This is a genomic window from Aeromonas sp. Y289-2 (assembly GCF_027705925.1).
GTDB classification, from domain to species: Bacteria; Pseudomonadota; Gammaproteobacteria; order Enterobacterales; family Aeromonadaceae; genus Aeromonas; species Aeromonas veronii.
On the sequence record NZ_JAPDCH010000014.1, the window covers coordinates 98,823 to 125,780 of the forward strand.

A 26,958-nucleotide genomic window follows, 5' to 3' on the forward strand; every position below is an offset into this window, starting at 1 on the left:
TTACGGAGTTAATCAAATGTACGCGGTATTCCAAAGCGGCGGAAAACAACACCGTGTGGCCGAAGGTCAAATCGTTCGTCTGGAAAAGCTGAACGTTGAGACTGGCGCTACCATCGACTTCAACGAAGTTCTGATGGTTGCTGCAGGCGACACTTTTAAAGTAGGTGCTCCTTTCGTTGAAGGTGGCAAGGTTGTAGCTGAAGTTGTGGCTCACGGCCGTGGCGAGAAAGTGACTATCGTCAAGTTCCGTCGTCGTAAGCACCATCGTAAGCAAGCGGGCCACCGTCAGTGGTTCACTGAAGTCAAAATCACTGGCATCAGCGCTTAATTAGAGGAGTCCGATAAATGGCACACAAAAAAGCTGGCGGTTCATCCCGCAACGGTCGCGATTCTGAAGCTAAACGCCTGGGCGTGAAGCGTTTCGGCGGCGAAACAGTTCTGGCTGGCAGCATCATCGTTCGTCAACGTGGTACCAAGTTCCACGCTGGCACCAACGTTGGTCTGGGCAAGGATCACACCCTGTTCGCTACCGCGACTGGTAAAATCCTGTTCGAAGTTAAAGGTCCGCTGAATCGTAAGTACGTTAGCATCGTTGCTGAGTAATTACGGACCGCAAGGATCCGAAGCCCCGCCAACAGGCGGGGCTTTTGTTTTTCTGACGTCTTTCTGATGTCGTTGACGAAAAAACGGAACGCAGCTGACTTTGGCTCTGACGGGCATGATTGGCAAGATGCGTATCGCCCGCAGGGGTCTGTACCACTATAATTGCGTATCGGTTTTTCGAATTAAGGTGACGGTTACCTATGAAGTTTGTTGATGAAGTCCAGATTCGAGTCGATGCCGGTGACGGTGGTAACGGTTGTGTAAGCTTTCGCCGTGAAAAATATATTCCCAACGGTGGTCCGGACGGCGGTGACGGCGGTGACGGTGGCGACGTATATCTGATCGCCGACGAGAACCTCAATACCCTGATCGACTACCGTTTCGAGCGCTTCCATGCTGCCGAGCGCGGTGAGAATGGTCAGAGCGCCAACTGTACCGGTCGCCGCGGCAAGGACAAGATCCTGCGTGTGCCGGTCGGTACCCGAGCGACCGATGAGGATACCGGTGAACTGCTGGGGGATCTGACCCACCACGAGCAGAAACTGCTGGTTGCCAAAGGTGGTTTCCATGGTCTGGGCAACACCCGCTTCAAGAGCTCCGTCAACCGTGCTCCCCGCCAGAAGAGTAATGGTACTCCGGGTGAAGTGCGTACTTTGAAGCTGGAGCTGCTGCTGCTGGCCGATGTCGGCATGCTGGGTCTGCCCAACGCAGGCAAGTCTACCTTTATTCGCGCCGTTTCTGCGGCTCGCCCGAAAGTAGCTGATTACCCCTTCACTACCCTGGTACCGAACCTGGGTGTGGTGCGTGGTGAGAACTCCCGCTCCTTCGTGATCGCCGATATCCCGGGTCTGATCGAAGGCGCTGCCGAAGGTGCAGGTCTGGGTATCCGCTTCCTGAAACACCTAGAGCGCTGCCGCGTGCTGATCCACTTGGTGGATATCTGCCCGGTTGATGGCTCCGATCCTGCTGAAAATGCCGTGACCATCGTCAAGGAGCTGGAGAAGTACAGCCCGGAACTGGCTGGCAAGCCGCGCTGGTTGGTGTTCAACAAGATGGACCTGATCCTGGAAGAAGAAGCCCAGGAGGTGATGGATCGCGTCAAGGCGGCCCTGAACCACGAAGGTCCGGTCTATGCCATCACTGCCATCAGCAAGGAAGGTACCAAGAAGGTCTGCTACGACATTCTGGATCTGCTGGATACCATGCCCCGTCAGCTGGCGGAAGATGCCAAAGACGCCATCGAGAAGGTGGAGTTCAAGTGGGATGACTACCACAAGAACCAGCTGGCCAAGGCTGAAGCGGAAGCACTGGCTGCCTCTCTTGCCTTCGATGAAGGGCTTGATGATGACGATTGGGATGACGACGAAGATGATGGCGTTGAAGTCATCTACGTCCGTGACTGATCCCCGTCACTCTCATTGAAAACCGGAGCCTGAACAGGCTCCGGTTTTTTTATGTCTATCGAGCAGCAACTCATTAGGTATATTTGTGATGTCACTTATTGCCTGCTGCTGATAACCGATTATCTGCCCACTAAAATTAACAATAACGAAACAATCATCTGGCGATGTCGATTGAATCGATATGCGCCGCTGTATCTTATTGTTTTAATGGAAGGTTTGCCTGTGGAGATATTTATGCGCAAATTTCTGCCTTAAGGGCTTGTTTGTGCATTTTTTTAGAGTATTCTTGCGCCCGTTTTGCCGGTTAATGCATGAATACGCAGGTTGGCCGGGCTAGGGAAAAGTAACATTAGGGCAGTCATATCATGTTGGAAAAGAGTCTCGAAGCACCTGCGGTCAATACTCGCCGTAACTTGTTGATGTTTCTGGTTCCGTCACTTATCGGGATCCTGCTGTTCATGACGCCGGTCGTCTATGACGGTAACGTCACCATCCCGGTGGCCGTGCTGGCCAAGCTGGTACAGCGCGTTTTTGCCGATTATCTGGTCGCCATGGTCAGTGCGGTGATCACCACCACCATGCTGATGACGGTGATTGCCTGGTTGTTCAAGCCAGCGATTCTGGTGCGTCGTCCTTTCCTCAACAGCTTGTTTAATGTCTCCCCTTTCTGGGCCTGCGTGCGGGTATTGGGCGGTATCTTCGTGTTGCTGACCTTCTTCCAGGTGGGGCCTGAGGTGCTTTACTCCGGCGCAACCGGTGGACTGGTGCTCAACGATCTGCTGCCGGTGCTGTTCTCGGTATTCATTTTTGCCGGCCTGCTGCTGCCGTTGCTGCTCGATTTCGGGCTGCTGGAATTTGTCGGCACCATGATGACCCGCATCATGCGTCCGGTGTTCCGGTTGCCGGGTCGCTCCGCAGTGGACTGCTTTGCCTCCTGGCTCGGCGATGGCAGCGTCGGCATCCTGCTGACCAGCAAGCAGTACGAAGGGAAGTTCTACACCCAACGTGAAGCTGCGGTGATTGGCACCACCTTCTCTGCGGTCTCAATCACCTTCTGTCTGGTGGTGATCTCCCAGGTGAAGCTGGAGCACATGTTCGTTCCCTTTTATCTGACCGTCTGTCTGGCGGGGGTGGTCGCCGCTATCGTGGTGCCGCGTTTGCCGCCACTTTGCTGGAAGAAGGACATCTATGCCGATGGCACTCCCCTGTGCCGCAAGCAGGAAGCAGTGCCGCACCAGCACAGCGTGATGAGCTATGGTTTCGAGCGTGCCCTGACCAAGGCTGACAGCATGACTGATCTCGGCGCCGTCGCGCGGGAAGGGGTGAAGAATGCACTGGATATGGTATTTGGCGTGCTGCCGGTGGTGATGGCGATAGGTACCTGTGCCCTGATGCTGGCCGAGCACACCCCTATCTTCAACTGGCTTGGCGCCCCGTTTGTCCCCTTGCTGGAGCTGCTGCAACTGCCGGAGGCGGAAGCGGCTTCCAAGACCATCATGGTCGGTTTTGCCGACATGTTCATTCCGGCGGTGCTGGCCTCGACCATCGAGAGTGACATGACCCGCTTCGTGATTGCCGCCATGTCGGTAACCCAGCTGATCTATATGTCGGAAGTGGGTGCCCTGCTGCTGGGCAGCAAGATCCCGGTCAAGCTGTGGGAGTTGTTCGTTATCTTCCTGCTGCGCACTCTGGTTACCTTGCCGGTTATTGCCGGGGTGGCACACCTGCTGTTCTAAGGGCGCAGCGCAGTGAAAAACGGTCAACCTCGGTTGACCGTTTTCTTTTTCGCAGTAACGGGAGAGAGCACCCCTTCGGTTGGCTCAGCCTGTAGTGACAGGACACTGGATAGTCAGGGAGTGGACCGTGTTGGCGATGCGATAGGGCTTGGCTGCTTTGTAGACCTTCTTTTCGTCGTCATAGCTTCCCCCCAGATACTGGGTGCTGTAGAGCGTCTGCTGGCGGCGGTCGGTCTCCTTGTAACCTTGCGGGCAGGTCTGGTTGGCCTGCTGGAAGCAGGCTTTCATGCTGCTGCACTCGATGTAGAAGCCACGCAGGCTGGGATCGGCAAGGTGCACCGGGGTGACGGTGGGGGCGGGAGGAGACAACAGGGCGCAACCGGAAAGCGTCAGCGCGCCCAGCAGAACGAGATGTTTTGACATAGATAACCTGAACAGTGTGGTGTGACAAAGAGTGAGGGGGAGTCTGTTGCTCCCCCTTCGCTATAGGGGCACCGTTATAACCAGCCGGGGGCGCTCAGGCCAGCCCGCAAATGTAAGAAAATATGATCCACCCCCGGGCTTGCGCGGCCAGCAGGATGAGCATTCAAACAATAATTGCCTGAGATTTGTTCCGTTCGATTGCTGCCACTTGGCAGGCAGAGTGTGGCAGGAGATAGTGATTCATTCAGGTATCCCGTGCTACATTGCCCCACTTGTTACTGGTCTGTAAATCAATGGAGTGACCCATGTCTACCATCCCCTATTCCGTGCTCGATCTGGTGCCTGTTGCCGAAGGTTCCGTGCCTGCCGAGTCGTTTCGCCGTTCACGGGATCTTGCCCGCCATGCCGAGGGTTGGGGTTACCAGCGCTACTGGCTGGCCGAACATCACAACATGCCGGGCATTGCCAGTGCCGCTACCTCGGTGCTGATCGGTCATCTGGCAGAAGCCACCACCACTCTGCGGATCGGGGCGGGTGGCATCATGCTGCCGAACCACTCGCCGCTGGTGATTGCCGAGCAGTTTGGCACCTTGGCTTCGCTCTATCCCGACCGCATCGATTTGGGCCTTGGTCGCGCCCCCGGTACTGATCAGCGCACCATGCGGGCGCTGCGACGTATGCGCAGTGGCGAGGTGGATGATTTCCCAGCCGATGTGCGTGAGCTGATGAGCTACTTTGGCGACGAGATCGGCACGGTGCAGGCGGTGCCCGGTCAGGGGCTGCATCTGCCCATCTGGCTGCTTGGCTCCAGCCTCTACAGCGCGCAACTTGCAGCGGCGATGGGCTTGCCATTCGGTTTTGCTTCCCATTTCGCGCCCGCCATGTTGCTGCAGGCGCTGGAGATCTACCGCAGCCAGTATCGCCCCTCTGCGCGCTGGCCCAAGCCCCATGCGGTGGTCTGCATCAACATGATCGCCGCCGACAGCGAGCGGGAGGCCCGTTTCCAGTTCACTACCGTGCAGCAGCAGTTCTTGCGCCTTCATCGCGGTGATGCGGGCAAGCTGCCCGCGCCGGTCGTCCAGCTTGGTGACGAGTGGGCGCCCCGTGAGCTGATGGCGATGGAGCAGACCCTGGCTCGCTCTCTGGTGGGCGATCCGGAGCAGATCCGCCATGGCCTCAAGGCGCTGCTGGCGGAAACCCGTGCCGATGAGCTGATGTTCAATGGGCCCATCGTCGATCATCAGGCCCGACTGCGTTCTTTCGAGATTGCCGCCGAGCTGATGCAGAGCCTGTGATGGCACATCCGGGCACATCTGCATGTGTGCCAGAGCTTGACCTTATATCTCTTTATGTTTATTCAACCAATTGATTTTAAAGAGTTGTCAGGTTGATGTCGGCCATCTGTCGTGTCACCTTTCGCGGCGCAAGCCCTATGCTGGCCCTGTCAATTACCACAAGGAGTTCGAGATGATCGTCAGGAAGTTGAGATTGCAACGGGGTTGGTCTCAGGATCAGTTGGCAACGTTGACTGGTTTGAGTGTCCGCACTATCCAGCGGATCGAGCAGGGGCAGCAACCCGGACTGGAATCTCTCAAGGCCCTGGCCGCCGTCTTTGAACTCGATGTGGCTCAACTGGATGGATCAGAGCAACAGGAGCGCGAGATGAGAGGAAGTGACACTATGGGTCAGGATGCGGTGCAGGTATCGGCAGAGGAGCGGGCGGCAATGCGCTATGTGGAGGAACTCAAGGGCTTCTATCACCATGTCGCCAGCTACGTGGTGGTGATCTGCGGGCTGTTTGTCATCAACTACCTGAGCAATCCGGAGTACATCTGGGCCTGGTGGCCAACCCTGGGTTGGGGGCTGGGACTTGCCTCCCATGCTGTTCGGGTGTTTCAGCCCTTCAAGCTGTTTGGCCCCGAGTGGGAGAGGCGCCAGATCGAGAAGCGGCTGGGGCGCAAGTTGTAACTTCATTCGCCGGAAAACTGGGAACCTAAAACAGCAAGCCCGGCAACCAGCCGGGCTTTGTTATTGGAACGGGTTGTGGCAATCCGTGCGGCAGCGATCGCGACCGCCTGATTGCAGTGCTCCCCCTAGCTGGCGTGAACCGGGCAGGGGGTGGCGATCAGGGCATCATCCTCGTAGCGCCACAGGGTGAGGCTGTTGCCCCAGACACAGCCGGTATCGAGCGCTTTGATATCGCTCTTGCCGGTGTTGCCCATCAGGGCGGCCCAGTGGCCGAACACCAGAATGGGGTCATCTACGTGATGCTCGCGCTGCTCGAACCAGGGACGCAGCCCCGGGGTCGACTCCTTGGGACCCTTCTTGCATTTGAAGTCGAGTCGGCCATCGAAATAGCAGAAGCGCATCCGGGTGAAGGTGTTGATGATGTAGCGGTAGCGGTCGATCCCGACCAGATCATCTTTCCAGCCATCGGGCTGGTCGCCGTACATGTTGTGCAGCAGCCAGCTGTACTGGTCACCGCGTAGCAGGCTCTCTACCTCGCGGGCGCAGTTGCGGGCGGTGCGGACATCCCATGCGGGGGAGATCCCGGCATGCACCATCATGATGGGCAGGTCCGGATGTTCGGCCAGCAGCGGGCGGTGGCGCAGCCACTCCAGCAGTTCATCCCGATCAGGGGCATCCATCAGGCTTTGCAGCTTGTCTTTCTTCTTGAGCGGTGCAACGCCATCGGCGACCGCCAGCAGGTGCAGGTCGTGGTTGCCGAGCACGGTAACGGCGCGGTTGCCCAGCCCTTTGACAAAACGCAGGGTATTGAGGGAGTCCGGGCCGCGGGCGACCAGATCGCCGCAGAGCCAAAGCACGTCATTTTCGGGATCGAACGCGGCAAGATCCAGCAGACGGCGCAAGTCGTCGTAACAGCCCTGGATGTCACCGACAAAACAGTTCGCCATGAAACCTCAGTTGATAATATTGGGGATGGCCAGCGTGAAGGGGGCGATAGGCGCCTCGAACTGCTGACCAGAGCCATCTTGCAGGGTATAGCTCCCTTCCATCACCCCGAGCGGGGTCGCCAGCGGCACGCCGCTCTGGTAGCGGTAGGTCTCACCTTCGGCAATGACGGGTTGTTCCCCGACCACGCCCGGGCCTGCCACTTCCAGCATCTTGCCATTGGCATCGGTGATGAGCCAGCGCCGATGCAGCAGTTGCACCGGGCCGGGCCCCAGATTCTCAATCTCGATCAGATAGTGAAACTGGTAAGGGTCTTTGGAGCCCGCCACATACACGGGATATGGGCGGATCTCGATGTGCGGGAGTGCCACAGGATCAGGCCTGTTGCTGATCCGCCAGCCAGTTGGCGATCATGACAAACTGCTCGAGGGAGAGATTCTCCGGGCGCAGGTTGCCATCGATACCAAGCTCGGTCAGCTGGGCGTCGGTGATGAAGTTGGAGAAGCTGTTGCGGATGGTCTTGCGACGCTGGCCAAAGCCTTCGGTACAGACGCGATTCAGACAACGAATGTCTTTTGCGACTATGGTCGGATTCTTGTGCGGGATCAGGCGAACTACGGCAGAGTCCACTTTCGGCGCTGGTTTGAAGGCGCCCGGGCCCACTTCCAGCACCGGCACCACCTGGCAGTAGTACTGGGTCATCACGCTCAGACGGCCATAAGCCTTGCTGCCCGGGCCTGCTGCCAGACGCAACACCACTTCCTTTTGCAGCATGAAGTGCATGTCTTCAACCCGGTCGGCAAACTCGCACAGGTGGAAGATGAGCGGGGTGGAGATGTTGTAGGGCAGGTTGCCGAAGATGCGCAGCGGCCCCTTGCCTTCACCCATCAGGGTGCCGAAGTCGAAACGCATGGCATCGGCTTCGATGACGGTCAGCTTGTCTTTGAGAGTCGGGTGCTCGCGCAGGCGCGCTGCCAGGTCCCGGTCAAGCTCGACCACGGTCATTTTGTCCATCTGGGCGGCAACCGGCTCGGTCAGCGCGGCCAGACCCGGACCGATCTCCACCAGATTCTGACCCGGCTGCGGGTTGATGGCGGCGACGATCTGATCGATCACATACCGGTCGTGCAAGAAGTTCTGACCGAAACGCTTACGGGCCGTGTGGCCCATGTGCACCTTACTGCTCATATCTTTTTTTCTCTACCATCTTGATGGCGTGGTTAATCGCGGTGACAAGGCTGCCCGGATCGGCCAGGCCCTTGCCTGCCAGATCCAGCGCGGTGCCGTGATCCACCGAAGTGCGGATGAAGGGAAGCCCCAGGGTGATATTGACCGAACTGCCGAAGCCCTTGTACTTGAGCACGGGCAGCCCCTGGTCGTGGTACATGGCGAGTACCGCATCCGCATCCTTGAGGTATTTCTCCTGGAACAGGGTGTCGGCCGGCAAGGGGCCGACCAGATCGATCCCTTCCTGGCGCAGGGTGGCCAGAGCGGGCTCGATCACGTCAATCTCTTCACGTCCGAGATGGCCACCTTCCCCGGCGTGGGGGTTGAGGCCGCAGACGTAAATACGGGGTTTGGCGATGCCAAACTTGGTGGCGAGATCCTCATTGAGGATCCGGATCACCTTGCCGAGGCGATCCTCGGTGATGGCCATCGCTACATAGGCCAGCGGAATATGGGTAGTCGCCAGTGCGACCCGCAGCCCCTCGGTTGCCAGCATCATTACCACATCGGCGGTGTTGGATTGCTGGGCAAAGAACTCGGTGTGGCCACTGAACGAGACCCCGGCCTGGTTGATGATCCCCTTGTGCACCGGTCCGGTCACCACGGCGGCAAATTCGCCGCTCATGTTGCCATCACAGGCGCGCTGCAGGGTCGCCAGTACATAGGCGCCATTGCCTTCGTTCAGCTCGCCCGGCACCACAGAGGCGCCGAGGGTGACCGGACAGACGGTCAGAGTGCCCGCCCGCTGGGGGCGGGCAGGGGCGGCGGCATCGTAGGGCTCAAGCTCGATGGGCAGCCCCAGCAGGGTTGCCCGCTCGCGCAGCAGCGCCGGATCGGCGATCACCACCAACTGGTGGGGCCAATCCTGCTGGGCAATCTGCAGCACCAGGTCCGGGCCGATCCCGGCCGGTTCGCCCGGGGTAACGGCAAGGCGACGGCAGCTCATCAGCTACCGGCTCCTTCGATCTGGATGTAGGCTTCGTCACGCAACTCATCCAGCCACGCCTGGGACTCTTCCACGAAGCGACGGTTGTAGATCAGCTGGTAGGCGCGCTGCTCCTGAGCCTTGTCGGTCGCATCCTGGCTGCGGCGATCTTCCACCTGCACGATGTGCCAGCCATGGCTGGTACGGAACGGGGCACTGATCTGGCCCGGTTGCAGACGGTTGACCATGTCGCGGAACTCAGGGACATAGACGTTGGGATCAGACCAGCCCAGTTCGCCACCCTGCACCGCAGAGCCCGGATCTTCGGAGTACTTCTCCGCCATGCTGGCGAAGCTGGCCTTGCCGCTCTTGATGTCGTGCAGAATGCCATCCAGCATCCCCTTGGCTTTCTCTTCGCTCAGGATGATGGAGGGCTTGATCAGGATGTGACGTGCCTTCACCTCGGTCTGCATCACTTGTTGCTGACCCTTGGTGTCGAACACTTTGACGATGTGCAGGCCGGCGCCGGAGCGCAGCGGGCCGACGATGTCGCCCTTCTTGGCGCCTTGCACCGCTTCCGCCATCAGGGTCGGCATCTCTTGCGGGCTCATCCAGCCCCAATCACCCCCTTCCAGCGCCTTGGGACCATTACTCTCGGCAATGGCCAGTTTGCGGAAGTCGGCACCTTGCTTGAGGGCGGCCAGAATGCGCTCGATCTTGCTCTTGGCGGCATCCAGCTGGGCGGCTGTGGGGTTGTCCGGCAGGGCAATCTGGATATGGCCGACGTGGTATTCGTTCTGCTGTTGACCCTGTTTCTTCAGGATCTCCACCACCTGCTTCACCTCCTGCTCGGAGATGTTGATACGGCGGCGCACCTGGTTGCGGCGCACCTCGTTCATCAGGATCTCGCGGCGCACCTCTTCCCGATATTGGGCATAGGTCATCCCTTCACGGGCGAGCTGGGCCCGCAGCTGATCCAGGGTCATCTTGTTGTCGGCAGCGATGCCCTGAATAGCCTGTTCCAGCTGGGTGTCGCTGATCTTCAGCCCCTGGCGCTCCGCCAGTTGCAGCTGCAGGCTCTCCTGGATCAGGCGATCCAGCGCCTGTTTGCGCAGGGTGGCATCGTCAGGCAGGGACTGGCCGCTCTCCTGGGCGGAGAGTTTTACCTTGTTGACCAGTGCGTCCTGTTGGCTGGACAGCACCACGTCCTTGTTGACCACGGCCAGCACCTTGTCCATCAGCTCGGGCGCAGCCAGTGCGGCCTGGCTCATGGCACCGAACATTCCCGCGGTCAGCAGGGCAATCAGGGTCTTTTTCATATCCATCTCTCAAGGCTGGGCCAGCATCATTGCTGGCCTTTCAGATTAAACGGGCGAACATAGGGCAACAGCTCGGTATCCAGGGTGACGCTGCGGCCACCGGTACCCACGCTGCCAAGTCCCTTCATTTCAAACTGCAGACCAATGACTTTTTCCGAAGTGGGCTTCAGGGTGACGTTGTCCGGCTGATTGTGCCACTCCAGGCTCATGTTGATGCTCCAGCAGCAGGAGTCGTATTTGACACCGATCTTGCGGTCAATGTTCACATCCTGCTTGATGTCACGGTAGTAACCGCCATACATCTGCCACTGATCGGCGATCGGCGCCATCATCACCAGACCCGCCTGGCTCAGATCTTCTGCCAGCGCCGTGTTGGTCGGATAGCGATAGTCCAGGTTGCCATCCTTGATGTAGCGGTAGTTGACCTGAGTGGTCAGCTTGCCGGTCCGGTACTCGACTGCACCGTTGCCAGCCGTAAATTCACCCTCGGAGGTATCGTACTGGGTCCCCGCGTGGGCAAACCACTCATCGGTGATCCGGGCATCCCCCTCAAACGAGAGCAGGGAGCGGGCGTTGGTACTTTCCGGATTTGAAGGGTAGAGGCGCACCTTGGGTGGCGTCATCTCAAAGGCCTGGGCTACCGCCAGACGCAACCGTTCATCACCCACATTGTCATAGACCCGGCTGGTCAGGCCAACGGTGACCCGATTGGCATCGCTGATGCGGTCGAGACCGGCAAAGCGGCGGTCACTGAACAGGCTGTAGTAATCCTGACGGGTGGTGGTGGAGTCGTAGATCCCGATCTCGTCCTGATTTTTGTAAGGGATATAGAGGTACTGGAACTCGGGTTCCAGGGTTTGGGTGCCCTTGCCATCATACCAGTCGAGCGGCCGATCGAAGTTGACGCCCCCCTTGAGGCGGAAGGACGGCAGAGTACGGGTAATGGTGCCCTCTTTTAGGGTCAGCTGTTTGCTGTCTGCATCGGTGAAGCGGTTGCGGTCTTGGCTAACCAGATTATCGGGTACCTCCTGGTTGTAGGAGGTAAACATCAGCTTGTACTGACTGGTCAGGTAGTAACCCGGTGCATCCACCAGGGGCACGGTCAGGGTTGGCGCCAGATGCAGGCGGGTGGCGGTATAGCGCTCACCTGCTTGCAGAGTGGCGGCACTGCCACTGTCATAGCCAAACTTGGTTAGTTCACTGTTCCAGGCCAGATCGAACCACTTGCCTTGCTGATAGTAGTTGTAGTCGATACGCGGCAGCATCTCGTGGGGCAGCAGCGCATATGGGCTCAGGATCTGGTAGCGGCGCACCTCGGAGGTGAGGTTCCAGTTGGGCTGGTAGTAGCCGGCGGTAAAGGATTGCTGCAACTGGCTGTCGACCTGAGTGCCCACTTGCGGGCTGAAGTCGTTGAAGTAGTTGTAATCCTTATCGCGCACCTGGGTGTAGTCGATACCAAAACGCAGGCTGCCATCCATCAGGGCGGAACCGTGGCGGACGTTCATCAGGTAGCGATGTCCATCGGACAGGCCAGCCAGACTCGGATTGCTCGGGCTGTACTGCTTGTCATCCGCCAGATTTTCAAAATAGAGGGTGCCGGTGTGGGCGGGGTCCGGCATGTAGCGGAACTCCACCTGTTCCATCAGGCCGCGTTTGTCCATAAAACGGGAGGTGATGGTGGCATCGTAGTTGGGAGCTATGTTCCAGTAGAAGGGCTGGGTGATATCCATGCCGTTGCTGGAGCTCTGCTTGTAGCCCGGGTAGAGCAGACCGGTCTTCCGCTCATCCTTGATGGGGAAGTTGATATAGGGGAAGTAGAACACCGGATAGTCGTAAAGCCAGAGACTGGCGTTCCAGGCTTCGCCAAACACCTCTTTCTGGTCGATGTCGATGCTGCCCGCCTTGAGGGTCCACACTTCCTGACCGGGGGGGCAGGTGGTGTACTGGGCCCCCTCCATGGTGATGTTCTGGTTGTTGTTGGTCATCACCACGCGCTTGGCAAAGCCGCGCACCGGTGAGCCATGCACCTGATACTTGCCCTCTTCCAGTTCGGAGTTCTTGGTATCCAGGTTGGATTTGAGAGTCTTGTCGCTGGTGACGGTCACCTGACCGTCGTTGTAATAGATGTTGCCGATGGCGATGACATCCCGGCTCTTCTGGTCGAGCTGGGCATAGTCGGAGTCAAACTTGCGAACACCCTGACGAACCTTGACGTCACCTTCATAGACGGCGGTGCCGCCCTGTTTGGCTTCGAGACGGTCGGCATCAACCTCGACCGGCTGCGCGTTGGCATCCTGATCCGATGCAGGCTTCTCTATCTTGGGAACATAGTCATAGCAGAGACTATCTAGAATGCCGGTGGCTGGCGGCGCTTCGAACGGAGCCGCCTGCACCATCATAGGGGTGAGTGCGGGGGCCAGGCTGATAGTCAGGGCGATGGGATAGCGGTACCCCAGTGTCCATTTTGTCATGTGAAAGACTCGTGCAATCCGTGATAGATACGGTTGATCCAAGGCATGCATTTTACGACAGGTTTCATCGAGTTGACATTGCATGTCATTGCTTTATGTTAGCCGGCAATGATAAAGCATTATTGCGGCCAGGGCTAACAGCCAAGTGCTGCTTTCCACCTTGGTCCTCTACTTATGCACGATCGCGATTCCCTGCTATTGCAGTGGGCACGCCGTATTTCCGGTGATGCCACTCTCACGCTTACCCTCATTTCCGGTGATGCCAGCTTCCGCCGCTACTCTCGTGGTGGTGGTCTGGTGTGGGTGGATGCCAATCCGAAAACCGAAAAAAATCATGAGTTTGTTCGTAACGCGGCCGCCTTGCAGGCGCGTCAGCTGTTGGCGCCAGAGGTGAAGGCGGTGGACTACGAACAGGGGCTGCTGGCGGTCAGTGATCTGGGCGATACCCAGCTGATCAGCTGCCTGAACGAGCACAATGTGCTGGCCTGGTATGGCAAGGCGATTGATTTGCTGCCCCGCCTGGGGGCGGTTGAACTGGCGCTTGAACCCTTCGATGCGGCTTTTATGGCGCGGGAGAACAGCATTTTCCCCGAGTGGCTGCTGGGTCATCATCTGCAGCTGACCCTGAGCCATGAAGAGCAGCAACTGCTGGACGAGACCTTTGCCTGCCTCACCGCCTGCAATCTGGCTCAGCCGCAAGGGGTCATGCACCGTGATTTCCACAGTCGCAACCTGATGGTGTGTGGCGGTGATACCCCCGAGAGCGGCCGGCTGGCCATCATCGATTTTCAGGATATGGTCATCGGGCCGCTTACCTATGACCTGGTCTCCCTGCTGAAAGATTGCTACGTGCGCTGGCCGGACGAGGTGATCGATGAAGGGATGCGCCACGGCTTTGTCACCCTGCAACAGGCGGGTCTGCTTGGCGAGCTCGATTATGCCAGTTTCCGTCGTGATGCCGACCTGACCGGCATGCAGCGCCACCTCAAAGCGGCCGGAATCTTTACCCGGCTCTATCATCGCGACGGCAAGTCCGGCTATCTCAAGGATATTCCCCGCACCCTCGGCTATGTGGTGGATGTCTGTCGCACTCATGGTAGTGCCTACCCGGTATTGGCCCGTTTTGGTCAGTGGTTGGAGCAGGTGGTGTTGCCGGGGATCGCCAATGCTGGAGTTAAATCATGAAGGCGATGATCCTGGCCGCTGGCCGTGGCGAGCGGATGCGCCCGCTGACCGACCTGCTGCCCAAGCCGCTGCTGGCGGTGGGGGGCAAGCCGCTCATCGTTCATCACATCGAAAAACTCAAAGCCGCTGGCGTGACCGAGCTGGTGATCAACCATGCCTGGCTCGGCCACAAGCTGGTCGAGAGCCTGGGTGATGGCAGTGCGCTTGGCGTGACCATCCACTGGTCAGCCGAGGAGAGCGCACTGGAGACCGCGGGCGGTATAGTGCAGGCGCTGCCGCTGCTGGGCTCTGAAGCTTTTTTGGTGATCAACGGCGATACTTGGCTCGATCTCGATTATCACACTCTGGTCAGCCAGCCCCTTGGCGATGATCTGGCCCACCTCTGGCTGGTGCCCAATCCGCCCCAGCACCCGAGTGGGGACTTTGCCCTGGAAGGGGGGCGAGTCATGGATACGCCAGCGTTTACCTTCAGCGGGGTCGGACTATATGATCCGGCGGCCTTTGCCGGTCTCGCGGGCGGCGCCCGCAAGCTGGCGCCCCTGCTGCGTGACTGGATGGCGCAAGGGCGGGTAGGCGGCAGCCTGCTCGCTGGCGAGTGGCGCGATATCGGCACGGTCGATCGACTGCGCGAGCTGGATGACCAGCTCCAGACCCGCACTCATTAACTTCAAGAGGTCTTGAACCATGCGTATTTGGGGTAAGGTGCTGGGCGCCTTCTTCGGTTTTCTGCTCGGCAATATCATCGGCGCCCTGATTGGCCTCTGGATCGGCCACCGTTTCGACCGTGGCATGGGGCTGCAGGGGGCGTTTCGTCGCGGTCCGAGTCAGGAGCAGCAAGCCGTCTTCTTCCATGCCACCTTCTCGGTGATGGGTCACATCGCCAAGTCCAGCGGTCAGGTGACCGAGCAGGAGATCCGGGTTGCCTCCAACCTGATGGATCGGATGCGATTGGTGGGGGAGCAGCGTGCCCGGGCACAGGAGTCGTTTCGTCTCGGTAAGGAGGCCGACTTCCCGCTGCGCGAGACCCTGGCCGAGTTCCGCCGTGCCAGTCTGGGGCAGCGCGATATTCTGCGCTTCTTCCTCGAGGTACAACTGCAGGCGGCCTTTGCCGACGGGCGGGTAGAGGAGGGCGAGCGCGCCATTCTGCACACCATTGCCGACGAACTGGGCTTCAGCCGCATCGAGCTGGCCCGCATTCTGGCGATGGCTGAAGCGCAGATGAACTTCTTCAATCAGGCCCATGGCCAGTATCAGGGGGGCCATTCCGGTGGCCAGCAGTATCGGCAGGCGGCACCCTCTGCGGAGCGCCTCAAGAATGCTTACCAGTTGCTGGGGGTGAGCGAGAGCGACAGCGATCAGGATATCAAGCGCGCCTACCGCAAGGAGATGAGCAAACATCACCCGGACAAGCTGGCCGCCAAAGGGTTGCCGCCGGAGATGATGGAGATGGCCAAGGAGAAGACCCAGGAGATCCAGCAAGCCTGGGAGTGGATCCGCGAGGCCCGCGGCATCCGGTAAGCGCCAACGTCAGGTTGGAACAGACAATAAAAAGCCCCGCAGCAGTGCGGGGCTTTGCTTTGCCGTGTGGCGTAGGCCGGGTTATTTGGCCGGAATCGCTTCCAGTACGTGCACCAGCAGTTGCCAGAAACGCTCGACCGCCGGGATATGTACCTTCTCGTCAGGGGAGTGGGCACCGCGGATGGTCGGGCCGAAGGAGACCATGTCCCACTCCGGATAGGCGCTCTTGAACAGACCGCACTCGAGGCCGGCGTGGATCACCATCACGTTGGGCATGGTGCCGAACAGGGTCTGGTAGCTATTGCGTACCAGCGCCATGACGGGGGAGTCCACGTTCGGCGCCCAACCCGGGTAGGCACCGGTGAATTCGCAGCTGGCGCCTGCCAGGGTGAACAGGGAGCGGGTCATCTGCTCGATGCTCTCGCGGCCGGAGTCGATCAGGGAGCGGATCAGGCACTGGACGTACACTTCGCCATCCTGAGTCTTGATGACCCCCAGGTTGGTAGAGGTTTCGGTCACGCCGGGCATGGCATCGCTCATGCGCATCACGCCGTTCGGGCAGGCCATCAGGGCATCCAGCAGGCGCTGTTGCAGGGAGACGCTCATCAGCTTGGCCGGTTTAGCGGCGCTGTTGACCAGCAGGGTCAGGTTCGGCTCGGTAGCGGCCAGTTCGGTCTGGTAGATCCCGGTGTAGCGGTCAACCAGCGCCTTGAACTCGTTCACGCTGGCAGCAGGCACCAGCAGGGTGGCACGGGCTTCGCGCGGGATGGCGTTGCGCAGGGTGCCGCCGTGGATCTCGGCCAGACGAACACCCAGTGGCTCGGCTGCTTTGAGCAGACGCACCAGCAGCTTGTTGGCGTTGCCACGGCCGCGATGGATATCGCAACCGGAGTGACCGCCACGCAGCCCTTTTACGGCCAGTTCGAACGCTTCACCTTCAGCAGCATCAACCAGCTCGAGCGGGAAGCGGATATTGGCATCCACACCGCCAGCGCAGCCCATATAGACTTCGCCATCCTCTTCGGAGTCGGTGTTGAGCAAAATTTCGCCCTCCAGCCAGCCCGCTTCCAGACCGAAGGCGCCGGTCATGCCGGTCTCTTCGTCTGTGGTCAGCAGCACTTCCAGCGGGCCGTGCTTGATGGTCTTGTCAGCCAGTACTGCCAGGCAACCGGCCATGCCGATGCCGTTGTCGGCACCCAGGGTGGTGCCACGGGCAGTGACCCACTCGCCATCGACATAAGCATCGATGGGATCGGTCGCGAAGTCGTGTTTGGTGTCGGCGTTGGCCTGCGGCACCATGTCGATGTGGGCCTGCAGTACCACGGCTTTGCGGTTTTCCATCCCCGGGGTGGCCGGTTTCTTGATGATGATGTTGCCGACCTTGTCCTGCTTGACCGCCAGACCTTCCCCTTGAGCCCATTGGATGATCCAGGCGCTCAGTTTGGCTTCATGTTTGGAAGGGTGGGGAATGGAGCAGATCTGTTCGAAGAAATGCCAAATCAGTTTGGGAGAGAGAGAGCTAAGCTGTGCCACGTCGGGACTCCTTACCAGCACGGAATTAACAGGGCCCCATCAGCGGGCCGGGGAAGAGGATAACGATAATACAGTCAATCACACAAAAATGTGAGCAATCAGCGCAAATCGCAGGCAGCTTGTGCTGGCTGATGGCAACCAGGCAGTACGATCGTCAGGTTCGGACGACGCTGACCGATAGAAAAGAAAATGTGTGACCGATCTCACAAAAATATTGAATTTAACGCACCGACTGGTAAATTAGCTCCCGTGGTTCGCCACCCGTCAGGATGACGATGAAAGCCTCCAGGGAACCGAAGCAAAGCAAGTGCGCCTCCATGGAACCGAGTGTTCGTTCAAGGATTTGAGCCCGCATTAAAGGTACGTAACTTGTTAAGCAATCAGGAGTTTCAATATGCCAGGCAGCAACTCAACCTATTGGTTTGCCCCCTCTTTGTATACCCAGGGTTTCAGCTACCCTAATCCCTTCGTCACTCGTCGCTAAGACGAGCTGCCCAACCAGGCAGAGGCGAGAAAGCAGCAGGTGCGTGAGGTTAAACCTCCCCCTGCTATTTTTTTATCTGCGATTTGCCGCACAGCCCATTAGGACTCGGCAGCAGGGACGGCAGGTTAGTCGTTTGGCGCTCTAGATGTGCCGAATGGAGAGGGTGATGCCGATTTTTCCTGTTTTTGGCATACGTTTGCCAGGCATTTTCTCTGCAAACGGTGCTATCATATCGGCCCAACAGCCTGTCCGCGGTTTGGACACATCATCTAACCGATCGCCGGATAAGCCCATCTTGCTTCCATTGTTATCAGATTTGCTGCCGAGGCTTAGCCCTGAGGCAGCCGAAGTGCAATCTGAATTCAGTCGGGCAAGGGCCGCCATTTACTGGCATCCGCAGGGATAATTGCGGATGTTGTTATTTTAAGTGATTGTTTTTAAATAACTATTCGAGATCGATAACATGCCGAAAAAGTTCTATGTGTCGTGGGACAACCTGCAACGTGAAGCTCGCCGTCTGGCCCGTCGTCAGCTGCCTGTCAGCCAGTGGAAAGGTATCATCGCGGTCAGCCGTGGTGGCCTGGTGCCCGCAGCCCTGATGGCCCGTGAACTTGGCATTCGTAATGTGGAAACCCTCTGCATCTCCAGCTATGACCATGACAGCCAGCGCGAGCTGGTGGTCGTGAAGGCTGCCACCACCGCCGGTGACGGCGAAGGCTGGTTGGTGGTGGAAGATCTGGTGGATACCGGCACTACCGCCAAGGCGATCCGCGAGCTCTACCCGAAAGCCAAGTTCATCGCGATTTTCGCCAAGCCGATGGGCGAAGCGCTGCTGGACGATTTCGAAGTGGCGATCCCGCAGGATACCTGGATCGAACAGCCGTGGGATATGGCACTGGAGTTCGCCACACCGATCTGCGACGAAAAGTAACGGGATCGGGATGTGACGCTCACTGCGTCCATTGGTCGCAACCGGCAATAATGGTTTCACAGGGCTCCAATTTGGAGCCCTGTTTTTTTGTGTATCAATCTGTTGCAGGGTGGCTGATGGGCAGTAAAAGTGGTTAAGATGAGCTATTGCCTGATATGAATGGGATACTATCTTGGACTTGAACGAAGACCTAAACCTGACCGAACAGCTCTTTACCCGCGTCAAGAAGGTATTGGAAACATCCGAGATCTCCAACTCCAGTGCGGCTGATCTGGCGCAAGCCGAGTCAGACGAGATGTTTATCGACGGATCCATGTCAAAGAGCTGGTATCGCCTGCTGCGCCGCCCCTCCTGGACTTGGCAGGGGGCTGATCCCATCGAAGTGGAGCAGACCCTGGCCCGTATCGCCATGGCGACCGGCGAGCGCACCCACGATTGCTATCTCGATACCATCAAGGGCTATGTGCCCGGCAACTGGATCTACGAGTGGAGCCAGGTGGCTGGCAACTATTTCAAGCAGGGCCGCGAACTGCGCGAGAAGGGTGATCCTTCTGGCGCCTTGAAACAGCTGCTCAAGGCGGTGCGCTACTACTCCATCGCCAGCTATCCCCATCTCAAGGATGACGAGCTGGCGGATCAGGCCCAGCTGCTCGGTAACATGGCCTATCGCGAGGCGGGTCGCCTGTTCAAGGTGCCGCTCAAAGAGATCCAGGTGCCTTTTCGCGGCAAGCATATTCAGGGTTATCTCCACCTGCCGACGACCGAAAAACCGGTGCCGCTGGTGATCATCAGCGGCGGGATCGACTCCCTGCAGCTCGATTTCCTCAACTTCTATCTCAAACGGCTCGAGCCCAACGGTATCGGCATGCTCTCCCTCGATATGCCCGGGGTCGGCTATGCCGAGCATTGGCCACTGGTGCAGGATACCAGCCGTCTCCATCAGGCGGTGCTCCATTACCTCTCCGAAGTGGCTTGGGTCGATCATCAGCGTATCGCCATGGTGGGGATGCGTCTGGCGGGCAATATCGCAGCCAGACTGGCCTTTATCGAACCCTTTAAGCTGCGCACCGTGGTTTGTGTCGGCGCCGGGGTTAATCAGGTGTTTACCAATCAGGAGCTGTTTGCCAAGTGTCCGCGCATGATGCGGGACAGTCTGGCCAACCGGTTGGGGGCGGATGCGGCGCAGTGGGACGGCATGCGTACCAAGTGCCAGGTTTTTTCACTTAAAACACAAGGATTACTGGGGACTCGCACCTCTGTGCCGATATTGAGTATTGGACACAAGCGAGATTTTATTTGTCCCGAGCAGGATGTACGGGCATTGGCGGCGGCCAGTCGTAACGGCAAGGCCATCGTTTTCGACAAACAGCCTTTGCTGGAGGTGTATGACAAGGCACTGGACGAAATCGTCGAGTGGCTGAAACAGCATTTGTGTACCTGACATTGCGCTAAAGAACTGACGCCATCCCGAGGTGGCGCGGCTTGTTTAACAGGGAGGTTAACATGTCTGAAAGAGTGACCTACAAGCGACTGCTGAGGCAGTTTGCTGCCATTGGCCCCTATTTGCGCGAAGATCTCTGCGAAGAGGGGCGTTATCGTTTCGATTGCCTGTCGGTCTGTGTCAGCGCCAAGCCGGCGCCGGACAAGCGGGAGTTCTGGGGCTGGTGGCTGGTGCTGGAGCAGGACGATCACCATTTCCGTTACCACTATCAGCTCGGTTTCTACAATGCTGATGGTGAGTGGCTGGACAAGCCGATCCCCAAGAAGCACCAGGTAGAAGTGGAGCGGACCCTCAACCGTTTCTACAAGCTCATCAGCGACAAACTGACGGCTCTGGAGTGTCAGTTAGCGCCAGCGGATCAGGTCACCAATGAGTTGACCGTGACCGCCGCTTGATCCCTGATGTCCGGCGAGCAGCATCCCGCTGTTTGCCGGGCCATCAGTCAGCCATCTCCCCTTCCGACCGCAATCATCCGGGCTTTGCCCCATCTCCTCACCCCGGCGTTAATTGCCTTGCAGGGCACCATGGCCGTGGGTATAAAGATATTCCTTACTTTTTTAGCCTTTATGCTCCCATGGAAAACAGAACCATAGTCGTCAAGTTGGGCACCAGCGTGCTCACAGGGGGGTCTTCCCAGCTCAATCGTGCCCATATGGTCGAGCTGGTCAGACAGTGTGCGGCCTTGCACCGTCACGGCCATCGGGTCGTGGTCGTCACATCAGGTGCTATCGCCGCCGGGCGTGAACATCTGGGTCACCCGCCACTTGCGCCAACCCTGCCCAACAAGCAGATGCTGGCGGCGGTTGGTCAGACCCAGCTTATTCGGGTATGGCAGGATCTGTTCAATCTCTACGGTCTGCATATCGGCCAGATGCTGCTGACCCGCGCCGATCTGGAAGATCGGGAGCGCTACCTCAACGCCCGCGACACCATGCGCACCCTGCTCGATCACCGCATTATTCCGGTGATCAACGAAAACGATGCGGTGGCGACCGCCGAGATCAAGGTCGGCGACAACGACAACCTCTCCGCACGGGCCGCCATTCTGGCGGATGCTGACCTGCTGATCCTGCTGACAGACCAGAAGGGGCTGTTTACCGCCGATCCGCGCACCAATCCCGACGCCCAGCTCATTGAAGAGGTGCAGACCATCGACGATACCCTGCGCTCGCTGGCGGGTGACAGTGTCAGCGGCCTCGGCACCGGCGGCATGGCTACCAAGCTGCAGGCCGCAGATGTGGCACGCCGCGCCGGCGTCAACGTGGTGATCGCGACCGGCCAGATGCCGGAGGTGATCGGCCGTCTCGCCAAGGGCGAGCGGATTGGCACCCTGTTCCCGGCGCTGGCGTCCCCGCTGGAAGGGCGTAAGAGCTGGATCCTGGCAGGCCCACCCCCTCACGGCGAAGTGCATGTGGATCAGGGGGCTGTCGCCGCCATGAAGGATAAAGGCTCCAGCCTGCTGCCCAAGGGGATCGTCGCGGTCAAGGGTGACTTTATTCGGGGCGATGTGGTGCGGATCCTCGATCCCAAAGGCGCCGAGTTGGCCCGTGGCATCTGCCGTTACGACCATCTGGAGCTGGATAAGCTGCGCGGCGTCCACTCTGATCAGATTGAACAGGTATTGGGCTATGGCTACGGCTCTGTGGCTATCCATCGAGACGATATGGTGCTGCTCTAATCAGAGCTGCACGGTATGAACAAAGGGAACCGAAATGAGTCTGGAGAAAATGGGGCAGGCGGCCCGAGAAGCCGCCTATCAGTTGGCTACCGTCAGCACGGCGCAGAAGAATCGGGCGCTGGCTGCCATTGCCAACGAGCTGGAGGCGCGCAGTGAACAGATCCTCGCGGCCAACGCGAAAGATATTGCCGCCGGTCGTGAGGTTGGCTTGTCAGAAGCCATGCTGGATCGCCTGCTGCTCAATCCGGCCCGGCTGGCCGGGATTGTGGCGGATGTGCGCAAGGTGATCACGCTGGATGACCCGGTCGGCGCCGAAATGGATAGCCGGGTGCTGGAAAATGGCCTGCGGCTCTCTCGTCGCCGGGTGCCCATCGGGGTTATCGGCGTCATCTACGAGGCGCGCCCCAACGTCACCATCGATATCGCCAGCCTCTGCCTCAAGACTGGCAACGCCAGCATATTGCGTGGTGGGCGCGAGACCTTCCACTCCAATCTGGAGCTGGTGCGGGTGATCCAGCATGCCTTGGCGGCCTCCGGTCTGCCCGAGGCGGCGGTGCAGTACATCGACAACCCAGATCGGGCGCTGGTCGGCGAGTTGCTGCGTCTCGACCGCTATGTGGACATGATCATCCCTCGCGGAGGTGCCGGCCTGCACAAGATGTGCAAGGAGAACAGCTCCATTCCGGTCATCATCGGCGGCTTTGGCATCAGCCACATCTTCGTCGACGAGAGTGCCGATCTGGTGCGCTCTCTGGCGGTTATCGACAACGCCAAGGTGCAACGTCCCTCCGCCTGCAATGCCCTCGATACTCTGCTGGTACACGAGAAGGTGGCCGCCACCTTCCTGCCGCAACTGGTGACGCTGATGAACGAGCGCAAGGTGACGCTGGTGGCCGCGCCCAACGCCATGGCGCTGCTGGCGGGTGCCGACAACCTGTGCGAGGCAGGGCCGGAGGATTTCGATACCGAGTGGCTCGGGCTGACCCTGGGGGTCAAGCTAGTGGCAGACGTCAACGAAGCGCTGGCCCATATGCGCGAGCACAACGCCGGCCACTCCGATGCCATCCTGACCAACGATCTGGCCAACGCCGAGCGTTTCGTCAATGGCGCCGGTTCGGCGGCTGTCTATGTCAACGCCTCCACCCGTTTCACCGATGGTGGCCAGTTTGGTCTGGGCGCTGAAGTGGCGGTGTCGACCCAGATGCTGCATGCCCGTGGCCCCATGGGGTTGACCGAGCTCACCAGCTACAAGTGGGTGGGACAGGCCGATTACCTCAGCCGTGCCTGATAACAGGCTGTTGCAAAAACAAAAATGCCGACCACAGGGTCGGCATTTTTTTCGCGGGTATCGTGCCGATACCACGCAGTGCGCTATCGCACGGGGTTATTCCCCGTGATAGAGCGCCTTGTCACCGTGCTTGAGCACATAACCCTTCCAGATAAAGAGGGTGTAGCCGCTGCCCTGCCACGACCAGTTGCCCTCCGCACCTTGACGGGTCAGCAGGTGCTGCTCGCCGCTTGGCAGATGCAATTCGGCCTGCGTCTGGTCGGCATTGAACATCACGAAGGCGCTGCTGGTCTGGCTGGCATCGGTTGGATTGAGCCGGATACCTTCATCAAACAGGCGCACACATTTGCCAGTCAGCGCTGACCACTGATAGCCCGCACTGCCGATACAGCCGTGGCTGTCGCGATCGCTGCCCACCAGATGTTGTTCCGGTGTACTGCATGCCGCCAGCAGCAGAGAGGCGGCCATCAGGGTCAAGGTGCGCATGGTTACTCCTGAAGATCCCGTTCGATGACGATGTTGGAGAATCCCAACTCTTTGAAGTAGTTCTCCTGGTAATCCTTCACGCTTTTCTTGTCACGGCGACAAACCTGAGCCAGCTGGGCCTCCATGGCGTGAAAACTGGTGAGGTCCAGCCCTTCGGCAGCGGCGATGGCGTCGTAGATGCTGCGGAACTTGTCGTTCGCGTAGCCGATCTCTTTGGCCTGTTTTTTATAGGTGTACGTAATCTTAAAGGCCATCTTGCCCTTCCTTCTTCGATTTGGCTTGCTTGCGCTGGACGTAGAGGTAGAGGCTTTCGACCTTCTCCCGAGCCCAGGGGGTCTTGCGCAAGAACTTCAGGCTGGACTTGATGCTGGGATTATCGGTGAAGCAGCGGATATTGATCTGCTGCCCCAGCTCTTCCCAGCCGTAGTATTCGACCAGCGCGGTGACGATGGCTTCCAGAGTCAGCCCGTGCAGCGGGTTGTTCTTCTGCGAGGCGTTCGGTTGCTCGCTCATGCCTGCTCCGCCAGCTTGGCAAAGGGCTGACCCATACGGGTGGTGACGCCATTGGCCAGATGGGGCTCGAAACCGGCCAGCATGCCCGGCCCAAACAGGCAGACCACGGTGCTGCCCAGCTTGAACAGGCCCATCTCGGCGCCTTTCTGCAGGGTAATGGCCTCATCGCCGGTGTAATCCCAGCGCACCACCTTCTTCTCTTTGGTCGGCGCAATGTTGCCGGCCCAGATGGTCTCGATGCTGGCCACGATAGTGGCACCGACCAGCACCAGCGCCATGGGGCCGTGTGGGGTGCGGAAGGTGGCCACCACTCGCTCGTTACGGGCAAACAGGTTCGGCACATTCTCGGCGGTGAGCGGGTTGACGGAGAAGAGATCCCCCGGCACGAACACCATGCTCTCCAGCACGCCGTCCAGCGGCATGTGGATGCGGTGGTAATCCTTGGGCGCCAGATAGATGGTGGCGAAGTCGCCATCCTTGAACGGCGCAACCAGATCCTCATAGCCGCCCAGCAGCTCGCGGGCGCTGTAGTCGTGGCCCTTGGCCTGAATGATGCGACCCTGCTGGATCGGGCCGAGCTGGCTGACGGTGCCATCCACCGGCAGCGCCAGGGTCATGGCATCTTCTACCACGGGGCGGATACCGGGCTTGAGCTCACGGGTGAAGAACTCGTTGAAGCTCTTGTAGTGGGCCGGACTCTCGTGCAGCGCCTCGCTCATGTCGACCTGATACTGCTTGATAAAAGCCTCGATCACTTTGGTGGTGATGTTGCCCGCTTCGGCGGCGGCAAACTTGCCGATCAGACGGGAGAGGGCGTGCTTGGGCAGACAGTATTGACCGGCAATTTTCAGGTTGTCAGTAATGCTCATGTTCATCATCAACGTAGGTTTATTAGGGTCACAGGCGCGCTTGCTGGCGACCGTGACGGGCTTCCTGCATGGTTTCCAGGATGCGGTGATAGTTGTGGAAGCGATCGGCGCTGATGGCGCCCGCGTCGACCGCGGCGCGCAGGGCACAGCCGGGATCGTCCTTGTGGGTACAGTCGCGGAACTTGCAGCCACCCAGGTAGTCGCGAAACTCGACGAAGCACCAGGTGATGCGGTCGGCCTCCAGATGCCAGAGGGCGAACTCGCGGATCCCGGGGGAGTCGATGAGATCGCCACCGCTCGGGAAGTGGTAGAGCCGCGCCGTGGTGGTGGTGTGCTGGCCGAGCCCCGAGTTTTCTGAGATCTCGCCGGTGAGCACATCCAGCCCCGGCATCAGGGCGTTGGTAAGCGAGGATTTGCCCACCCCGGACTGGCCAACGAAGATGCTGATCTTGTCGGTCAGGGCTGCCTTGAGTTCATCCAGCCCTTCGCCGCTCTCGCAGCTCACCAGCAGCACCTCGTAATTGAGTTTGCGGTAGGTTTCGAGCTGGCTTTCGATGCGCGCTCTGGCGGCATCATCGAGCATATCGACCTTGTTCAGCACGATGAGGGGGCGGATCTCCACATCCTCGGCGGCCACCAGATAGCGGTCGACGATGTTGGTGGAGAACTCGGGCATCACCGCCGAGACGATGATGATCTGGTCGATGTTGGCTGCGATGGGTTTGACCCCGTCGTAGAAGTCCGGCCGGGTCAGTACCGAGTGACGCGGATGCACCGCCTCGATGACGCCCGCTGTCGCGGTATTGAGGCCGGGACGCCACACCACCTTGTCGCCACACACCAGACTGCTGATGCTGCTGCGCCGCAGGTTGCTGCGGTGGATGGTGCCATCGACCGCTTCCACGTCTGCGTGCTGACCAAAACGGCTGATCACCACCCCTTCGATGGCGGGGCCAAACAGGGTGTCATCCACCACTGTGGTGTGATCTTTTTGCAGCCGCCGTTCGCGGTTGGCCTGGACGCGCCTTTGTTGACCCAGATTGAGTTTTGCTTTCTTTGCCACTCGATTCGCCAGTTTATGAACAGATCCAAAGCCAGTATGATACATGCAAATTGGCAAAATTCCGCCATTCCTCCCAATAGAGAGAGCAATCATGACAGTCAGCGCGCAGAACCTGGTATGGATCGACATGGAGATGACGGGTCTCGACCCCGAAGAGAACGTGGTACTGGAGATTGCCACCATAGTCACCGACAAGGATCTGAACGTACTGGCCGAAGGGCCGGTCATCGCCATTCATCAGAGTGATGAAGAGCTGGCCAAGATGGACGACTGGAACGTCAACACCCATACCAAGAGCGGTCTGGTGGCCCGGGTCAAGGCGAGTCAGCACGACGAGGCGAAAGCCATTGCCGAGACCCTCGACTTCATTCGCCAGTGGGTGCCGGAGCGCACCAGCCCGCTGTGCGGCAACAGCATCGGTCAGGATCGCCGCTTCATGGTCAAGCACATGGCCGAGCTGGAAGCCTTCTTCCACTACCGCAACGTCGACGTCAGCACTATCAAGGAGCTGGTACGCCGCTGGCAGCCGGAGTTGCTGGATCAGTTCAAGAAGAGCGGCACCCACCAGGCGCTGGACGATATCCGCGAATCCATCGCCGAGTTGCAGTTCTATCGTAGCCACGTCTTCAAGATCTGATTCCCCGGCAAGGGTTTGTCATACTCTGGCTGCTAAAATCGACAGTTCGGCCAGCTTTTGAGCGAACGCGCGCAACCAGACAAAAAAGCCCTTGCAATTGGAATGACTGCTCTTATAATTCGGCTCCCGTACAGTAGCGCAAGCAACCAAATGCTGTACGGCCTGTTTTAAGGTAGTTGCGGGAATAGCTCAGTTGGTAGAGCACGACCTTGCCAAGGTCGGGGTCGCGAGTTCGAGTCTCGTTTCCCGCTC

At 59.0% G+C, this 26,958-nt stretch carries 28 protein-coding genes and 1 tRNA gene; 16 read left to right on the forward strand and 13 right to left on the reverse strand.

The window, feature by feature from the left end; translation table 11 throughout:
- Positions 1-16 precede the first annotated feature (16 nt).
- From rplU to OKC43_RS17965, 4 genes are all read left to right on the forward strand, one after another.
- A complete protein-coding gene (gene rplU / locus OKC43_RS17950) occupies positions 17-328 on the forward strand; it encodes a 50S ribosomal protein L21 (protein ID WP_005304210.1) in 312 nt (103 codons plus the stop codon).
- A gap of 17 nt (positions 329-345) precedes the next feature.
- Positions 346-603, forward strand: a complete 258-nt coding sequence (rpmA, locus tag OKC43_RS17955) for a 50S ribosomal protein L27 (RefSeq protein WP_005339028.1) — start codon at positions 346-348, stop codon at positions 601-603.
- A gap of 200 nt (positions 604-803) precedes the next feature.
- Entirely contained in the window at positions 804-2,006 is a 1,203-nt protein-coding gene (cgtA, locus tag OKC43_RS17960) for an Obg family GTPase CgtA (protein WP_005339026.1), read from the forward strand.
- Positions 2,007-2,371: 365 nt separating this feature from the next.
- Entirely contained in the window at positions 2,372-3,742 is a 1,371-nt protein-coding gene (locus tag OKC43_RS17965) for a YjiH family protein (protein WP_005339025.1), read from the forward strand.
- Between the two features lie 84 nt (positions 3,743-3,826).
- Here OKC43_RS17965 and OKC43_RS17970 read toward each other — a convergent pair whose 3' ends face one another.
- A complete protein-coding gene (locus OKC43_RS17970; RefSeq protein ID WP_101531091.1) occupies positions 3,827-4,165 on the reverse strand; it encodes a hypothetical protein in 339 nt (112 codons plus the stop codon).
- 305 nt (positions 4,166-4,470) lie between these two features.
- Between OKC43_RS17970 and OKC43_RS17975 the strand changes: the two genes are divergently transcribed.
- Positions 4,471-5,460: a luciferase-like monooxygenase gene (locus tag OKC43_RS17975; protein WP_236271659.1), complete on the forward strand. Its 990-nt coding sequence runs from the start codon at positions 4,471-4,473 to the stop codon at positions 5,458-5,460.
- Between the two features lie 172 nt (positions 5,461-5,632).
- Positions 5,633-6,133, forward strand: coding sequence for a 2TM domain-containing protein (locus OKC43_RS17980; protein WP_021231934.1), 501 nt, complete (start codon positions 5,633-5,635; stop codon positions 6,131-6,133).
- Between the two features lie 125 nt (positions 6,134-6,258).
- Here OKC43_RS17980 and OKC43_RS17985 read toward each other — a convergent pair whose 3' ends face one another.
- Genes OKC43_RS17985 through lptD form a run of 6 tightly spaced genes read right to left on the reverse strand, consistent with a single transcriptional unit; the run spans position 6,259 to position 13,020 of the window.
- Entirely contained in the window at positions 6,259-7,080 is an 822-nt protein-coding gene (locus OKC43_RS17985; RefSeq protein ID WP_005358331.1) for a symmetrical bis(5'-nucleosyl)-tetraphosphatase, read from the reverse strand.
- Positions 7,081-7,086: 6 nt separating this feature from the next.
- Positions 7,087-7,449 (reverse strand): Co2+/Mg2+ efflux protein ApaG, encoded by a 363-nt coding sequence (gene apaG / locus OKC43_RS17990; protein ID WP_031227971.1) that lies wholly within the window; start codon positions 7,447-7,449, stop codon positions 7,087-7,089.
- A 4-nt stretch (positions 7,450-7,453) separates the two neighbouring features.
- Positions 7,454-8,266: a 16S rRNA (adenine(1518)-N(6)/adenine(1519)-N(6))-dimethyltransferase RsmA gene (gene rsmA / locus OKC43_RS17995; protein WP_005339016.1), complete on the reverse strand. Its 813-nt coding sequence runs from the start codon at positions 8,264-8,266 to the stop codon at positions 7,454-7,456.
- Positions 8,256-9,251 (reverse strand): 4-hydroxythreonine-4-phosphate dehydrogenase PdxA, encoded by a 996-nt coding sequence (gene pdxA / locus OKC43_RS18000; RefSeq protein ID WP_005349322.1) that lies wholly within the window; start codon positions 9,249-9,251, stop codon positions 8,256-8,258. Before pdxA ends, rsmA begins: the two co-directional genes overlap by 11 nt.
- Positions 9,251-10,549 carry a peptidylprolyl isomerase SurA gene (gene surA, locus OKC43_RS18005; protein WP_005349338.1) on the reverse strand — a complete coding sequence of 433 codons (1,299 nt, stop codon included), beginning with the start codon at positions 10,547-10,549 and terminating at the stop codon, positions 9,251-9,253. The genes pdxA and surA overlap by 1 nt, the downstream gene beginning before the upstream one ends.
- A 26-nt stretch (positions 10,550-10,575) precedes the next feature.
- The gene (gene lptD / locus OKC43_RS18010) at positions 10,576-13,020 is read right to left on the reverse strand and encodes an LPS assembly protein LptD (RefSeq protein ID WP_150390305.1); all 2,445 of its coding nucleotides are present in this window, start codon (positions 13,018-13,020) and stop codon (positions 10,576-10,578) included.
- 174 nt (positions 13,021-13,194) lie between these two features.
- Between lptD and OKC43_RS18015 the strand changes: the two genes are divergently transcribed.
- From OKC43_RS18015 to djlA, 3 genes are read left to right on the forward strand one after another with little or no spacing between them, the layout of a single operon-like run.
- Positions 13,195-14,205, forward strand: a complete 1,011-nt coding sequence (locus OKC43_RS18015) for an aminoglycoside phosphotransferase family protein (RefSeq protein ID WP_270660231.1) — start codon at positions 13,195-13,197, stop codon at positions 14,203-14,205.
- The gene (murU, locus tag OKC43_RS18020) at positions 14,202-14,870 is read left to right on the forward strand and encodes an N-acetylmuramate alpha-1-phosphate uridylyltransferase MurU (RefSeq protein ID WP_270660233.1); all 669 of its coding nucleotides are present in this window, start codon (positions 14,202-14,204) and stop codon (positions 14,868-14,870) included. Before OKC43_RS18015 ends, murU begins: the two co-directional genes overlap by 4 nt.
- Positions 14,871-14,889: 19 nt before the next feature.
- Complete coding sequence (gene djlA / locus OKC43_RS18025) at positions 14,890-15,723, forward strand: co-chaperone DjlA (RefSeq protein WP_236271662.1); 834 nt, start codon at positions 14,890-14,892, stop codon at positions 15,721-15,723.
- 81 nt (positions 15,724-15,804) lie between these two features.
- Here djlA and OKC43_RS18030 read toward each other — a convergent pair whose 3' ends face one another.
- Positions 15,805-17,256: an aminoacyl-histidine dipeptidase gene (locus OKC43_RS18030; RefSeq protein WP_139740052.1), complete on the reverse strand. Its 1,452-nt coding sequence runs from the start codon at positions 17,254-17,256 to the stop codon at positions 15,805-15,807.
- Positions 17,257-18,203: 947 nt separating this feature from the next.
- Here OKC43_RS18030 and gpt point away from each other — a divergent pair.
- The 5 genes from gpt to OKC43_RS18055 all read left to right on the forward strand — a co-directional run bounded on the left by gpt (position 18,204) and on the right by OKC43_RS18055 (position 23,138).
- Complete coding sequence (gene gpt, locus OKC43_RS18035; RefSeq protein ID WP_005339007.1) at positions 18,204-18,671, forward strand: xanthine phosphoribosyltransferase; 468 nt, start codon at positions 18,204-18,206, stop codon at positions 18,669-18,671.
- Positions 18,672-18,843: 172 nt separating this feature from the next.
- The gene (frsA, locus tag OKC43_RS18040; RefSeq protein ID WP_005349360.1) at positions 18,844-20,112 is read left to right on the forward strand and encodes an esterase FrsA; all 1,269 of its coding nucleotides are present in this window, start codon (positions 18,844-18,846) and stop codon (positions 20,110-20,112) included.
- A 62-nt stretch (positions 20,113-20,174) separates the two neighbouring features.
- Positions 20,175-20,567: a sigma factor-binding protein Crl gene (gene crl, locus OKC43_RS18045; protein WP_005339003.1), complete on the forward strand. Its 393-nt coding sequence runs from the start codon at positions 20,175-20,177 to the stop codon at positions 20,565-20,567.
- A gap of 179 nt (positions 20,568-20,746) precedes the next feature.
- On the forward strand, positions 20,747-21,850 hold the full coding sequence (gene proB, locus OKC43_RS18050; RefSeq protein ID WP_005338991.1) for a glutamate 5-kinase: 1,104 nt from the start codon (positions 20,747-20,749) through the stop codon (positions 21,848-21,850).
- A 34-nt stretch (positions 21,851-21,884) separates the two neighbouring features.
- Positions 21,885-23,138 carry a glutamate-5-semialdehyde dehydrogenase gene (locus OKC43_RS18055; RefSeq protein WP_236271663.1) on the forward strand — a complete coding sequence of 418 codons (1,254 nt, stop codon included), beginning with the start codon at positions 21,885-21,887 and terminating at the stop codon, positions 23,136-23,138.
- Between the two features lie 96 nt (positions 23,139-23,234).
- Here OKC43_RS18055 and OKC43_RS18060 read toward each other — a convergent pair whose 3' ends face one another.
- The 5 genes from OKC43_RS18060 to rsgA are packed head-to-tail and all read right to left on the reverse strand — an operon-like array spanning position 23,235 to position 26,069.
- Positions 23,235-23,624 carry a hypothetical protein gene (locus OKC43_RS18060; protein ID WP_005358367.1) on the reverse strand — a complete coding sequence of 130 codons (390 nt, stop codon included), beginning with the start codon at positions 23,622-23,624 and terminating at the stop codon, positions 23,235-23,237.
- A gap of 2 nt (positions 23,625-23,626) precedes the next feature.
- Positions 23,627-23,878: a DUF2960 domain-containing protein gene (locus OKC43_RS18065; protein WP_005338984.1), complete on the reverse strand. Its 252-nt coding sequence runs from the start codon at positions 23,876-23,878 to the stop codon at positions 23,627-23,629.
- Positions 23,868-24,137: a VF530 family DNA-binding protein gene (locus OKC43_RS18070; protein WP_005338981.1), complete on the reverse strand. Its 270-nt coding sequence runs from the start codon at positions 24,135-24,137 to the stop codon at positions 23,868-23,870. The genes OKC43_RS18065 and OKC43_RS18070 overlap by 11 nt, the downstream gene beginning before the upstream one ends.
- On the reverse strand, positions 24,134-25,006 hold the full coding sequence (gene asd, locus OKC43_RS18075; RefSeq protein WP_026034874.1) for an archaetidylserine decarboxylase: 873 nt from the start codon (positions 25,004-25,006) through the stop codon (positions 24,134-24,136). The genes OKC43_RS18070 and asd overlap by 4 nt, the downstream gene beginning before the upstream one ends.
- Before the next feature lie 28 nt (positions 25,007-25,034).
- Complete coding sequence (gene rsgA, locus OKC43_RS18080; protein WP_162850486.1) at positions 25,035-26,069, reverse strand: small ribosomal subunit biogenesis GTPase RsgA; 1,035 nt, start codon at positions 26,067-26,069, stop codon at positions 25,035-25,037.
- Between the two features lie 91 nt (positions 26,070-26,160).
- Between rsgA and orn the strand changes: the two genes are divergently transcribed.
- Positions 26,161-26,706: an oligoribonuclease gene (gene orn, locus OKC43_RS18085; RefSeq protein WP_064341069.1), complete on the forward strand. Its 546-nt coding sequence runs from the start codon at positions 26,161-26,163 to the stop codon at positions 26,704-26,706.
- Between the two features lie 178 nt (positions 26,707-26,884).
- Positions 26,885-26,957: transfer RNA gene (locus OKC43_RS18090), tRNA-Gly, on the forward strand.
- Position 26,958 lies beyond the last annotated feature (1 nt).